Below are 12,368 nucleotides of genomic sequence, written 5' to 3' on the forward strand. Positions count from 1 at the left end.
GGGAAGAGATCAGTTCTCTTCGGCAGCGGCCTCGGCAGGCGCCTCGGCGGCCGGAGCCTCGGAAGCAGCGGCCGGAGCGCCGCTCTCCTCCTCGAGCTTGACGCACAGGGCGTCGAGAACGCGCGCGACGGCGGCCATGGGCGCCTTGAGGACGCCGGCAACCTTCGCGAGCTGCAGTTCGCGGGACTCCAGGGCGGCCAGAGCGGCCACCTCGTTCGCATCGAGCGCCTTACCCTCGAAGTAGCCGGTCTTGATGACCAGCTGCTTGTTCTCCTTGGCAAAGTCGGTCAGGCTCTTCGCGGCCGCAACGGCGTCACCCTTGATGAACGCGATCGCGGTCGGTCCGGCAAGCTGACCGTCGAATGCGTCGACGCCAGCCTCCTTCGCGGCGATGGCGGCCAGGGAGTTCTTCACGACCGAGAACGTGTTGTCCTGGCCGAGCGCGCGACGCAGCTTCTTGAGCTGGGCGACGGTGAGCCCACGGTATTCGGTCAGGACTGCGGCTGACGACTCCTGGAAATCCTTGGTGATCTCCTCGACAGCTACCACCTTGGTAGGCGTTGCCATAACCCTCCTTCCGGGGAATCTAGGCCGATACTCGGTCCCGGAAATACGAACGCCCCGCGCAGATGCACGGGGCGTAGAGGGCCGGCGGGCAAACCCACCGGAGCTTTCGCTCGCTCACCTGCGCAGGCCGCCCCTTCCGGGGACCTTAAGCTGGATCCGTGCTGAGCGCACGACAACCAGCGACCGGCGGTCTTTGGTCTTTCTAGAGTAGGGGACGCGCCCGCGATCGCCAAATCAGGGCTCGGTCCGCTCCTCCGGAACCCGCCTCCCCAGGGCATCCCGCCGCGCATCCTCGAGCGCGGCAGCGACGTTGCGGATGAGTAGGACGAGCCACGCGAGGATCACGCCCGCCACGAAGAACTCCATGGCCGTCATGTTGTAGTAGCCGAACGGGAACCACAGGAAGACGGCGAGGATCGCCCCACCGAGCATCGCAAACCCGGTCACGTGGAACGTCCGGCTCAGCCCCGGCAGCCACCACGGCAGGAACAGGACGAGGATGGTGTAGGCGCCGCTCATCGCCGTCGCCATCGAGTTGTGGGCGGGCATGTAGAAGTCCACCGGGACGAGCCCCGTGCCCGCCAGGAAGACCCCGATGAGCACGAGGCACACCAGAATCGGCCTGGTCTGGACCATCGCCGCCGAGCCCCGGCGTTCCTCGGCCGGGCGGTCCTCCCGATAGGCCGCGAGCGCCTGGATGTCACGCGTGACGTACTCGGCGAGCATCGTGATGACGATCCCCGAGGTGATGAGCGTGAGGTTGAACGTCCACGAGGCCATTCCGCTGTCCCGGGCCCCCAGGACGCTGAAGTTGACCTCCCACCAATTGGAGTTGATCGTCGTGACCATCGAGGTCAGGACGCCGGCGGCGAGGTAGGTCGCGAGAAAGTTCGAGAGCAGATAGCTGTTCATGCGCGCGCCGGACTGGTACGTCGCGTATGCCGCGAGACCGCCCACGACGGCGGTCGCCAAGGCGCCGGCGAAGGCGTCGATCGTGAGCCCGTTGAACGTCCCCTGAAAGATGCGGAACCCCGCCCACGTCGCCATGTAGGCGATCGCGCCGTGCGCCGCGGCAAGGGCCACGACGCCGATATACCGGCGCCAGGCGGGCCGTTCGGCAAGCCAATGGTGCTGCGGGTGATCGTAGGTGTGCCGATACGCGACCGGGAGGACGAGGAGGGCGACAATGCCGCCGACGGTCGCCGCGACGTCGCCCACGCCGTGATCGCCCGAGAGTGCGGGACGGCGCCCCGCAAACGCGACGAGCGCGACGACGAAGCTCACGACGACGGCGAGGCCCGCCGCCTGCGCAGCGCGCGCCTCCGTGCGGGCCGCCGAGTTCTCCGCGGCAGGCCGTGGGCGCTCGCGGCGGCGCACGGTCCGTGCCGCGCGCGCGAGCCTTGACGTGCGCTCCTCCCCCCGACCAGCGGCCTTGGTACGCCGAGACTCAACGCTCATGCGAGCCTCCGGAACCACTCGCCGTCGTACCCCGCCGGCCGGAAGCCGAGGGCTTCGTTGATGGCGAGCATGTGGCGATTCTCCTCCGCGTTGAACGTCACGACCTTGCGGGCGCCCGGGAAGCGCTGCCTATACGCCGCGAGATTGGCCAGCTTGATGCGCAGGCCAAGCGAGTGCCCGCGATGCTCGACGACCACGAGGGTGTCGTCCTGGTCTGCGACGTCCGGCTTGCTCGCGCGGACCCACAGCGCGGTGTACGCGACGAGCCGACCGCTCGCGCGGTGCCGGGCCACCGCGTACAGCGGGAGCGTGCCCGCCTCGGCGAGCTGCTCCTCCAGCGCGGCGACGCGCTCGGAGTCCCACGCCGCAGCCTCGTAGCGATCCACGCCGTACGGGATGTCGGTCGACATCCGCCCCAGGAGGGCCGCCATCTCGGCCCGGTGCTCAGCGGGGACGCCCTCCCACACGAGCACGTCATAGTCGCCGGACGCGGTCGCCGCGGCCGCCTCGAGGGCCGGCCACCCGCCGTCGTGCTCGGCAAGCACGAGCTCGCTAAAGCGCTCGACCTGGCTCAGCTCGAACCCCGCCGCGCGCGCGAACCGCACTGAGCGCGCGGCCGCAGGGAGGGCGCCGGTCCCCGTCGAAGGGACGACGGCGTCCGGGGCCTGGGCATCGAAACCCACCGGATGCTCGGTGAACGTGTTGAGCAGCGTGCGGCCGTGGCGCGCGGCCTCCTCAGTCGCCGCGGCCAGCAGGAGGCGCCCGATCCCCCGCCCGGCGCACTCGTCGAGGACCTCCGCCCGCACGCTCGCGCGGTCGCGGTCCTCCAGGAGCGCCAGCTGGCACCAGCCCCTGCCGACCATGCGCGCGCCATCGCGCACGAAGAACAGGGAAGTGAGCTCATAGCGCGTGTCGCGCCACACGCCGAGCCTAAACTCGGGCGGCGAACAGCGGTCCTCGTGACCCCAAATCTGCCGCTCGACCGCGTCGGTGAGCTCGGAGAATTCGAGGAATTCGGTGGCGTCGGTCCCATGCAGCGAGTCAGGCAGGCGAAGCCGCTGGACTCGGTACTGGGCGCTCATGCGCCCAGTCTCACGGACGGCGCGGACAAAGTGCAATGCAAAGAGCAACGCCCCCTCCCGCGAACGGGAGGGGGCGTCAAGGCCGGGTGGGCGGGCTAGCCAGCGAGGGAGCGGGCTAGCCCGCCGCTCGAGAGCCTCAGCCCTCGAGGAGCACGCGCGTGACGTTCGGGTCCATGGGAACGCCCGGGCCGAACGTCGTGGTGACGGTCGCCTTCTGGATGTAGCGGCCCTTCGAGGCGGCCGGCTTGAGGCGGAGCACCTCGTCAAGCGCGGCCGCGTAGTTCTCGGCCAGCTGGCGGGCCTCGAACGAGGTCCGGCCGATGATGAAGTGCAGGTTCGAGTGCTTGTCGACGCGGAAGTCGATCTTGCCGCCCTTGATTTCCGTCACGGCCTTCGCCACATCGGGGGTCACCGTGCCGGTCTTGGGGTTCGGCATGAGGTTGCGGGGGCCGAGGATCTTACCGAGGCGGCCGACCTTGCCCATGAGCTCCGGGGTCGCGACGGCGGCGTCGAAGTCCGTCCACCCGCCCTGGATGCGCTCGATGAGGTCGTCCGAACCGACGACGTCGGCACCGGCGGCCTCGGCGGCCGCGGCCTTGTCGCCCGTCGCGAAGACGACGACGCGGGCGGTCTTGCCGGTGCCGTGCGGGAGGTTGACCGTGCCGCGGACCATCTGGTCCGCCTTGCGCGGGTCGACGCCGAGACGGAAGGCGACCTCGACGGTGGCGTCCGCCTTCGACGGGTTGATCTCCTTGGCGAGGGCGATGCCGTCGGCCGGGGCGTAGAGCTTGCCGTCCTCGATCTTCGCGGCTGCCGCCTCGTATGCTTTGCTGCGCTTTGCCATGCTGCTCTCAATCTCCTTGTGCAGTTGTGGTCTCAGTGGGCCGCGCTCGGCCCTTGCCACTGACGCCGGCGGGAAGCGCCGTCGTCGTTCTTTAGTTAGGTGGTCGAGGGCCTCAGCCCTCGACGGTGATACCCATCGAGCGAGCGGTGCCCGCGATGATCTTCTTCGCGGCCTCGACGTCGTTCGCGTTGAGGTCCTCGAGCTTGGTCTTCGCGATCTCCTCGACCTGAGCGTCGGTGAGCTTGGCCACCTTCACCGTGTGCGGGGTCGCGGAGCCCTTCTGGACGCCCGCAGCCTTCTTGATGAGCTCGGCGGCCGGCGGGGTCTTGGTGATGAACGTGAAGGAGCGGTCTTCGTAGACCGTGATCTCCACGGGGATGACATTGCCACGCTGGGATTCCGTCGCGGCGTTGTACGCCTTGCAGAATTCCATGATGTTGACGCCGTGCTGACCAAGCGCGGGACCGATCGGCGGGGCCGGGTTGGCGGCGCCTGCCTGGATCTGCAGCTTGATGAGGCCGGTGACCTTCTTCTTGGGAGCCATTGAGGATCCTTTTCTTCCATTGCTTCCTGGGCAGCAGGAGCGCCGTCCAGGTGGTGACTGCCCTGGCTAGACAGTCGGCCGCCCCGGGGCCGGCAAAGCGGGCCGGCCACGGGGCGAATTCTCAATTGTGCATCAGATCTTGGAGACCTGGTTGAACCCGAGAGTGACGGGCGTCTCGCGCTCGAAGATCGAGACAAGCACCACGAGGGTCTGGGATTCGGGTTTGATCTCCGAGATCGTCGCCGGAAGGGTCTCGAACGGCCCCTCCTTGACGATGACCGACTCGCCGACCTCGAAGTCGATGTTGACGGGAGCGACGGGCTGACGGATACCGGGCTTCCCGGACGCCTTGGCCTCGGCCAGCTGCTCCTGCTCGAACACGGGGGCGAGCATCGTGAAGACCTCATCGAGGCGGAGCGGGACCGGGTTGTGGGCGTTGCCCACGAAACCCGTCACGCCCGGCGTGTGACGGACGGCGCCCCACGACGCGTCCGTGAGATCCATGCGGACCAGGACGTAGCCGGGGATCCGGACGCGCTTGACGATCTTGCGCTGCGCGTTCTTGATCTCGACGACTTCCTCCATCGGGACCTGGATCTCGTAGATGAAATCTTCCATGTCCAGGGTCTGGATGCGCGTCTCGAGGTTCGCCTTCACGCGGTTCTCGTAGCCGGCGTAGGAGTGGATCACGTACCAGTCGCCCGGCTGACGGCGGAGCTTCGACTTGAACTCCTCCGCGGCCTTGGCGGCTGCTTCGGCGGGGTCCTCCGGCGCCTCGTCCGAGTCCGACTCGGCGGCCTCGCCCTCGTCGGCAGGCTCTGCCTCGTCGGCAGACTCTCCCTCGTCAGCGGGCTCTGCCTCATCGGAGACAGGCTGCTCCTGGCTGGAGTCCTCGTCGTCGAACGCGGGCTCGGCGTCGGACGCCGAAGGCGCCGCCGCGGGCACCGGGGCAGCGTCGCTGAAGACCGCGGCCTCGGGGGCCGGGGCCTCGCGCTCGGTTTCGCTCTCGAGCTCGTGCTCAGACACTTAGTCTCCTGATCTCCTCTTGCGACTTAAATGCGAATCCGCACACCGCACCGTGGGACCACTTCCCGGTCCGAGCGCGGTCTGCGGAGACTCGCCTTACTTGCTCTGCGACGACCCGTCGAAGACCCAGCCGACACCGAGCCCGAAAAGGAAGTCGAGAACGAAGACGACGACCATCATGACCACCACAAACGCCAGCACCACGAACGTCATGTTGAGCAGTTCCTGGCGGGTCGGGGTGACGACCTTCCGGAGCTCCCCGACGACCTGACGGACGAAGAGAGCGATGCGGCCGAAGAAGCCGAGCTTCCTGGCCTGCTTGGCTGGGCGGCCCTGAGAGCTGCTCGCAGCTGTTTCGGTCACCTATTCCTCGCTCATCCTGTGTGCCCGCAGGACATTCCCGCCGGTTCCGTGCTGTGCGTGCTGGAACGCCTCGGTTTGACCCGAGACACGCCGTGCGCAGGGCAGACAGGACTCGAACCTGCAACCTGCGGTTTTGGAGACCGCTGCGCTACCAATTGCGCCACTACCCTTCGGTCAGAACACCGAGTCTCCAGCTTACCAAGGTTCATGCCCCGTTATTCGCGGGAACGAGCTGGCCGCTCGGAGGCACGGCCGACTCACGTCGGTTTCTGATGCCGGTTGTCCAGTCTACGCACATTCGCGGCGCGCGTCGAACCAACAGGCCCCATGGCGCGCCGAAACGAACCGGCTGAAAGGGCCGGAACGCCTAGAGTAGTGGGAGCGGGCCCGCGCGCGCCCTCTTCCGCCGACCGAAAGTCAGGACAGCCCATGACCTCCGCCCGTGTCTCCCAGCGCATCGGATCGATCGCCGAATCCGCGACCCTGGCCGTCGACGCGAAGGCCAAGGCGCTCAAGGCTGCGGGGCGGCCGGTCATCGGCTTCGGGGCCGGGGAGCCGGACTTCCCGACCCCGGGCTACATCGTCGAGGCGGCCATCGAGGCGGCGCGCCAGCCAAGGTTCCACCGCTACTCCCCCGCGGGCGGGCTTCCCGAGCTCAAGCAGGCCATCGCGGAGAAGACGCTGCGGGACTCGGGCTACGAGGCTCAGGCGTCCCAGGTGCTCGTGACGAACGGTGGCAAGCAGGCCGTCTACAACACGTTTGCGACGCTCCTCGACCCGGGCGACGAGGTGCTGCTCCCCACGCCGTACTGGACCACGTACCCCGAGGCGATCCGCCTCGGGGGCGGCGTCCCGGTCGAGGTGTTCGCGGGCCCCGAGCAGGGCTATCTCGTGACCGTGGACCAGCTCGACGCCGCGCTCACGGACCGCACCAAGATCCTCCTGTTCGTCTCGCCGTCGAACCCGACGGGCGCGGTCTACTCGCCCGAGCAGGTCACGGAGATCGGCGAGTGGGCCGCGGCCAAGGGCCTGTGGGTGGTCACCGACGAGATCTACGAGCACCTCACGTACGACCGCGTTCCTTTCACCTCCATCGCGACCGCCGTTCCGGCCCTCGGCGACAAGGTCGTGATCCTCAACGGCGTCGCGAAGACCTACGCGATGACGGGCTGGCGCGTGGGCTGGATGATCGGCCCCGCGGACGTCATCAAGGCCGCGACCAACCTGCAGTCGCACGCGACGTCGAACGTCGCCAACGTCTCCCAGATGGCGGCCCTCGCCGCCGTGTCCGGGCCGCTCGACGCGGTCGAGGAAATGAAGGTCGCGTTCGACCGCCGCCGTCAGGCCATGGTCGCCGGGCTGTCCGCGATCGACGGCGTCAACTGCCCCACGCCGCACGGCGCGTTCTACGCCTATCCGGACGTTCGCGAGCTGCTCGGCAAGGAGATCGGCGGGATCCGCCCGGCGACCTCGGCCGAGCTCGCCGCTCTTATCCTCGACAAGGTCGAGGTCGCGATCGTGCCCGGCGAGGCGTTCGGCCCGAGCGGCTACGTGCGGCTCTCCTACGCCTTGGGCGACGCCGACCTCGCCGAGGGTGTGGGCCGCATCCAGGAATTCCTCGCGACGGCACACTAAACCCATGCAGGAGATGGACCGGCCGGCGGAGAATCCCGCCGGCCGGCGCTCGTTCACCGCAATCGTCAACCCCGTGGCGGGCGGCGGCCGCGCGCCCAAGGTCTGGGCGCCCGTCGCCGGGCTGCTCGCGGCCTCGGGAGCCCAGGTGCGCACGGTCGCCACGCGCACAGCGGACGACGCCGGGCGGCTGGCTTCCGAGGCCGCGGCGCGGGGCGACGTCGTGGTCGCGGTGGGCGGCGACGGGATCGTGCGGGACGTCGCCGAGGCGGTCGCTCGGGCGGGCGGCCTGTTCGCCCTCGTCGCGGCGGGCCGCGGGAATGGCTTCGCGGCAAAGCTCGGCATGCCGAGCGAGCCAAACGCCCTCGCGCGCGTTCTCCTGTCCGGCGCGGAGCGCGCCGTCGACCTTCTCGAGGTGGGCGGGCGGCTCGTGCCCGGCAACGCGTATTCAGGGCTCGACGCGGTGGCGAACCTCATGATGAACGATTCGCGCATCCCGCCCGCTGTCGCGTACCAGATCGCGCCAGTGATCGCGATCGTGCGCTGGAAGCCGGCCCGGTTCGAGCTCGACATCGACGGCACGCGCCACAGCATCACCGCACATCTCGTGGTCCTCGCCAACTCGGGACGCTATGGGCACGGCCTCGACATTGTCCCGGACGCCGTGCTCGACGACGGCCTCGTCCACGTGCTCGTGGCCGGCGCCGAGATCCCCAAGCGGAACGTGGCCCGGTTCATGCGGCTCGCCGAGACCGGGGCCCACGTGTCGGAGCCCGGGGTGCGCCGCTTCACGGGGCGCCGCATCGCGATCTCGGCGGACCGGCCGCTGCCCCTGTGCCTCGACGGCGACGGCGCCGGTGGGCTCCCGGTGCACGTCGAGATTCGCCCGGGCGCCCTGCGAATCCTCGCGCCGTAGACCTCACCAGATGCGGCGGTCGGCGGCCCAGCGGCTGAGCTCGTGGCGGTTCGTGAGCTGAAGCTTGCGGAGCACGGCGGAGACGTGGGTCTCGACGGTCTTGACCGAGATGAACAGCTCCTTCGCGACCTCTTTGTAGGAGTAGCCGCGCGCGATGAGCCGCATGACCTCGAGCTCGCGGGCGGAGAGGCGATCGAGCTCGTCGTCTGCCACGGCGGACGTGCCGAACGCGTCGAGGACGAACCCGGCGAGCCGCGGGGAGAACACCGCGTCACCCTCGGCCACGCGCAGCACCGCGTTCGTGATCTCCGGCCCCGAGGCCGTCTTCGTCACGTAGCCTCGGGCGCCCGCGCGAATCACCGAGACGACGTCCTCCGCCGCGTCCGAGACGCTCAACGCGAGGAAGCGCACGTGCCCCAGCAGCGCCGCGGAGCGCGTGAGAACCTCGCGCCCTCCCCCGCCGATCCCCCCGGGAAGGTGCACGTCGAGCAGCACGACTTGAGGCTCGAGCTCCCCGATGACCGCGACGGCCTGCTCGACCGTCCCGGCCTCCCCGACCACGCGGACGCGGTCGTCGAGATCGGCCTTGAGGCCCGAGCGGAAGATCGTGTGGTCGTCCACGATGACCACGGTGACGGGCTCGCTCATGATTCCTCCGTTCCGATCCCCGGCAAGTGCAGGCGCACCTCGGTGCCCTCCGGCCCGGAGACGATCTTGGCCTCGCCGCCGTGGCGGCGCATGCGCCCCACGATCGATTCGCGCACACCGAGCCGATCCTCCGGCACGGCGTCGGGGTCGAAGCCGGGCCCGCGGTCCTTGACGAACACGTCGATGCTCCCGCTCGCGGCCTCGGCGTAGACCGAGACGGTTCCTCCGCCGTGCCTCGCCGCGTTGAGCATGGCCTCGCGCGAGGCCTGCAGGAGGGCCTCCGTCCGCTCGCGGCTCGCCTCGCCCAGCGGCGCGTCCCCCACACAGACGACGTCGACCGGCTGGCCATGCGCGTCCTCGACCTCCGCGGCGAGCGCCTTGAGCCGGTCCGTGAACGTTCCTCCTCCGCGCCGAGCGTCGCGATAGAGCCACTCGCGCAGCTCGCGCTCCTGGGCGCGCGCGAGGCGCGTCACGTCTGCCTCGTTCCCGGCCCGGCGCTGGATGAGTGCGAGCGTCTGGAGCACCGAGTCGTGCAGGTGCGCCGCAATCTCGGCCCGCTCCTCCTCCCGCACGCGTGCGGAGCGCTCCGCACCGAAGTCGCGCCAAAACTTGAGGCCCCACGGAAGAAGCACGAGGGCCACCCCGGCCAACACGGCAAGGGAAGCGAGGAGTGCAAGGCCCAGAACGTTCCATTGCGTGCCCGAGATCGCGAGCGTCACCCCAGTGGCCACGAGCGCGAGCCCCGCGCCGAGCCGCACCCACCCTGCCCAGCGGGCCGTTCCGGCGCCGCGGACCAGCTGGTCGCGACGCGAATCGTCGAGCTGGAGCCACGCGAGCGTCGCGCCGCCGAGGATCGCCGCGACCGGGAGGATCACCCCGAGCGGGATGTCGACGCCGAGGAAGCCGCTCCCCACCATGATTGCGCCGACCACGAGCCCGGCGCCCAGCAGGATCTCGCGCGCATGCCCACCCAGCCGCGGCGCGCGGCGCGGGCCGTCGACGAAGCCAGGCATCGGCGTCGTCCGCTCCGCGTCTGGGGGGCGGCTCACGGCGGGGGCAATGGGCGACGCCGGCCGCCCGGCTTGGCGGCGCGCGGCCTCCGCCGCCGTGGGCACCATGATCCAGAGCCAGCCGTAGAACACGATCCCGGCCCCCCCGAGGAGCGACGAGAGCACGATGATCCACCGCACCACGTCGACCCGCAGGCCGAGGTGCCGGGCCAAGCCCGAGCACACTCCGGCGACGAGACGGTCCTCACCCCGCACGAGCGGTGGCCGGACCTGGACGGTGTTCATGCCATCAATCCAAGCACGGTTCAGCTCTCTCAGGGCCGCCGATCCGGGAATCCCCGGGGCGATTCAGGGTCCGATCAGGGGTTCACCCCATGGGTCCGCGCGGCCCCGCCGGGAAGGATAGAGCCATGAGCACCGAACAGACCCCCGGGGGACCTGACGCCCCCGGCCCCGGACGGCCCACGGGCCGGGCCGGTTCCGATTTCTTCGGCTGGATCCGCAGCCTCGGCGTGACCCGCGGCTCCGACCGGTGGGCCGGCGGCGTGGCGAGCGGCCTGGCCCACCGCTGGGGCGTCGACCCCGTCCTGGTCCGCGGCCTCTTCATCGTCGCGACCATCTTCCTTGGCATCGGCGTCCTCGCCTACGGCGTCCTCTGGCTCCTCCTGCCGGAGCCCGACGGACGCATCCACGTCCAGGAGGCCATGCACGGCCGCTGGACTGCCGGCATGACCGGCGGCCTTGCGGCGAGCATCCTGGGCCTCGGCGGCGCCCGGGCCGGATTCTGGTTCGGCGAGATGCGCGGTGCCGGGCCGTTCTGGGCGATCTTCTGGATCGGCGTCGTGTGCCTGTGCGTGTTCAGCATTGCCCGCTCGCGCCGCGTGCGGCGCATGGCTGGCGGCCCCTACTCGCGGGGCACGTTCGCCGGGGCGCCGCGCAGCGGTGACCAGTTCGCCGGCGAGCGGTCCCCGGGTGAGCCATTCCCCGGTGCACAGGACGGCCCCGAGTCCACCGAATGGCACTCGGCCGGCGCCCCCTCGGCGGACTCGCCCGCGGCCGGGGCTCCCGGAGCCCCGCACCGCCCCTACGAGCCGGCCTACTCCGGCTACCCCGGCTACTCCGGCTACCCAGCGGGTCCGCGTAGTGCGGGTCCGCGTGGAGCGCGGCCGTACGGCGGGCCGTACGGACCCTACGCTTCACGCCCGTACGGCGCCCCTCGCCCCACGGCCGTGAAGCCGCACCGGCGCGGTCCCGGCGGCGCGTTCGTCGCCGTCGTCGTGGGCCTCGCGGTACTCGTGGCGGGCGGCCTGCTCGCGCTGCAGCTTTCGGGGGCAACGGTCCTGGACCCGAGCACGGGGGCCCTGTGGGCCATCGCGGCGGCCGTCATGGGCCTCGGCATTCTCGTCGCGGGGCTCCTTGGCCGGACGGGCGGGATTCTCTCCTTCTTCGCGGTCGTCGCGCTCATCGCCGCCGCGGTGACGCAGCCCGCGTACGCCCTGAGCCGTCCCCGCGGGGCGGTGAACCTCGCCCCCGCGACCGTGCAGCAGGCCACGTCCGGCTACTCGCTCACGGGGGCCTCGGGTCAGCTCGACCTGCGCCAGCTGGACACGTCGGGGCCGCTTCCCTCGGAGGCCACGGTGCCGGTGAACGCGACCATGAGCCAACTCGAGATCAAGATCCCGAAGAACGTGCCGGTCCGGGTCCAGGCTGACGCGACGATGAGCAACGTCCAGTTCGGCGACAAGTCGCTCACCGGGCTCACGACGAACGGCTCCGAGACGTACAACTCGGGCCAGCCCGGCGCGACCCTCGTGATCAACCTCGACGCGACCATGAGCAACGTCGATATCGAGCAGGAGAAGTGATGAGCGCGAACCTTTCCGAGCACTCGGAATTCAAGCAGGGCCCGAGCGTGGGCACGATCGTCTGGGGAGCTGTCGTGGTAGCCGTTGCAGGACTTCTCGTCGCGAGCCGGCTCGGCTGGTTCACGGTAGATCTTGGCGTCGCGGCCGTGAGCCTCCTGCTCCTCGCGGGCCTCGGGCTCGTGGTCGGAGGAAGCCTCGCCGCCACCCGGAGCAGGAGGCGGATCGACTCCGCCAAGGCCGCGGACGGGGACGAGCCGGGTGGCTCGCACTCCGCGGACGCGTTCGGAACCGCCCCCGAGCCGACTGACCCGCCCAAGCGCAGCCCCTACGACGCCCAGGGCCCGTACGACGGCCCGTCCCTCTGACCCAACCGTCAAGCCGTCCTCGCAACCATCATCCTCGCAACCAGGAGC

13 protein-coding genes and 1 tRNA gene are annotated in these 12,368 nt (G+C 70.1%); 4 read left to right on the top strand and 10 right to left on the bottom strand.

What is annotated here, in order from left to right:
* Positions 1 to 9 precede the first annotated feature (9 nt).
* The 8 genes from rplJ to ACOKR1_RS15980 form a co-directional block, all read right to left on the bottom strand.
* On the bottom strand, positions 10 to 567 hold the full coding sequence (gene rplJ / locus ACOKR1_RS15945) for a 50S ribosomal protein L10 (protein ID WP_422933919.1): 558 nt from the start codon (positions 565 to 567) through the stop codon (positions 10 to 12).
* A gap of 234 nt (positions 568 to 801) precedes the next feature.
* Positions 802 to 2,025, bottom strand: a complete 1,224-nt coding sequence (locus tag ACOKR1_RS15950; RefSeq protein WP_422933920.1) for a hypothetical protein — start codon at positions 2,023 to 2,025, stop codon at positions 802 to 804.
* On the bottom strand, positions 2,022 to 3,107 hold the full coding sequence (locus tag ACOKR1_RS15955) for a GNAT family N-acetyltransferase (RefSeq protein WP_422933921.1): 1,086 nt from the start codon (positions 3,105 to 3,107) through the stop codon (positions 2,022 to 2,024). Before ACOKR1_RS15955 ends, ACOKR1_RS15950 begins: the two co-directional genes overlap by 4 nt.
* Before the next feature lie 136 nt (positions 3,108 to 3,243).
* The gene (rplA, locus tag ACOKR1_RS15960) at positions 3,244 to 3,951 is read right to left on the bottom strand and encodes a 50S ribosomal protein L1 (RefSeq protein ID WP_415856380.1); all 708 of its coding nucleotides are present in this window, start codon (positions 3,949 to 3,951) and stop codon (positions 3,244 to 3,246) included.
* A 112-nt stretch (positions 3,952 to 4,063) separates the two neighbouring features.
* Complete coding sequence (rplK, locus tag ACOKR1_RS15965; RefSeq protein ID WP_077490622.1) at positions 4,064 to 4,495, bottom strand: 50S ribosomal protein L11; 432 nt, start codon at positions 4,493 to 4,495, stop codon at positions 4,064 to 4,066.
* Between the two features lie 132 nt (positions 4,496 to 4,627).
* Positions 4,628 to 5,521: a transcription termination/antitermination protein NusG gene (gene nusG, locus ACOKR1_RS15970; protein ID WP_422933922.1), complete on the bottom strand. Its 894-nt coding sequence runs from the start codon at positions 5,519 to 5,521 to the stop codon at positions 4,628 to 4,630.
* 96 nt (positions 5,522 to 5,617) lie between these two features.
* Positions 5,618 to 5,884, bottom strand: coding sequence for a preprotein translocase subunit SecE (secE, locus tag ACOKR1_RS15975; RefSeq protein ID WP_422933923.1), 267 nt, complete (start codon positions 5,882 to 5,884; stop codon positions 5,618 to 5,620).
* Positions 5,885 to 5,981: 97 nt separating this feature from the next.
* Positions 5,982 to 6,054, bottom strand: a tRNA-Trp gene (locus ACOKR1_RS15980).
* A 259-nt stretch (positions 6,055 to 6,313) separates the two neighbouring features.
* Between ACOKR1_RS15980 and ACOKR1_RS15985 the strand changes: the two genes are divergently transcribed.
* Both ACOKR1_RS15985 and ACOKR1_RS15990 read left to right on the top strand, forming a co-directional pair.
* On the top strand, positions 6,314 to 7,519 hold the full coding sequence (locus ACOKR1_RS15985) for a pyridoxal phosphate-dependent aminotransferase (RefSeq protein ID WP_422933924.1): 1,206 nt from the start codon (positions 6,314 to 6,316) through the stop codon (positions 7,517 to 7,519).
* Between the two features lie 4 nt (positions 7,520 to 7,523).
* A complete protein-coding gene (locus tag ACOKR1_RS15990; protein ID WP_422933925.1) occupies positions 7,524 to 8,432 on the top strand; it encodes a diacylglycerol/lipid kinase family protein in 909 nt (302 codons plus the stop codon).
* A 3-nt stretch (positions 8,433 to 8,435) separates the two neighbouring features.
* Here ACOKR1_RS15990 and ACOKR1_RS15995 read toward each other — a convergent pair whose 3' ends face one another.
* Both ACOKR1_RS15995 and ACOKR1_RS16000 read right to left on the bottom strand, forming a co-directional pair.
* Positions 8,436 to 9,080: a LuxR C-terminal-related transcriptional regulator gene (locus ACOKR1_RS15995; RefSeq protein ID WP_422933926.1), complete on the bottom strand. Its 645-nt coding sequence runs from the start codon at positions 9,078 to 9,080 to the stop codon at positions 8,436 to 8,438.
* Positions 9,077 to 10,375, bottom strand: a complete 1,299-nt coding sequence (locus ACOKR1_RS16000) for a PspC domain-containing protein (RefSeq protein ID WP_422933927.1) — start codon at positions 10,373 to 10,375, stop codon at positions 9,077 to 9,079. Before ACOKR1_RS16000 ends, ACOKR1_RS15995 begins: the two co-directional genes overlap by 4 nt.
* 125 nt (positions 10,376 to 10,500) lie before the next feature.
* Between ACOKR1_RS16000 and ACOKR1_RS16005 the strand changes: the two genes are divergently transcribed.
* Positions 10,501 to 11,955, top strand: coding sequence for a PspC domain-containing protein (locus ACOKR1_RS16005; RefSeq protein ID WP_422933928.1), 1,455 nt, complete (start codon positions 10,501 to 10,503; stop codon positions 11,953 to 11,955).
* Positions 11,955 to 12,320: a hypothetical protein gene (locus ACOKR1_RS16010; RefSeq protein ID WP_422933929.1), complete on the top strand. Its 366-nt coding sequence runs from the start codon at positions 11,955 to 11,957 to the stop codon at positions 12,318 to 12,320. The genes ACOKR1_RS16005 and ACOKR1_RS16010 overlap by 1 nt, the downstream gene beginning before the upstream one ends.
* The last annotated feature ends 48 nt before the right edge of the window (positions 12,321 to 12,368 follow it).

Origin of the sequence: Sinomonas sp. P47F7, assembly GCF_049332655.1 — a bacterium.
GTDB lineage: Bacteria > Actinomycetota > Actinomycetes > Actinomycetales > Micrococcaceae > Sinomonas.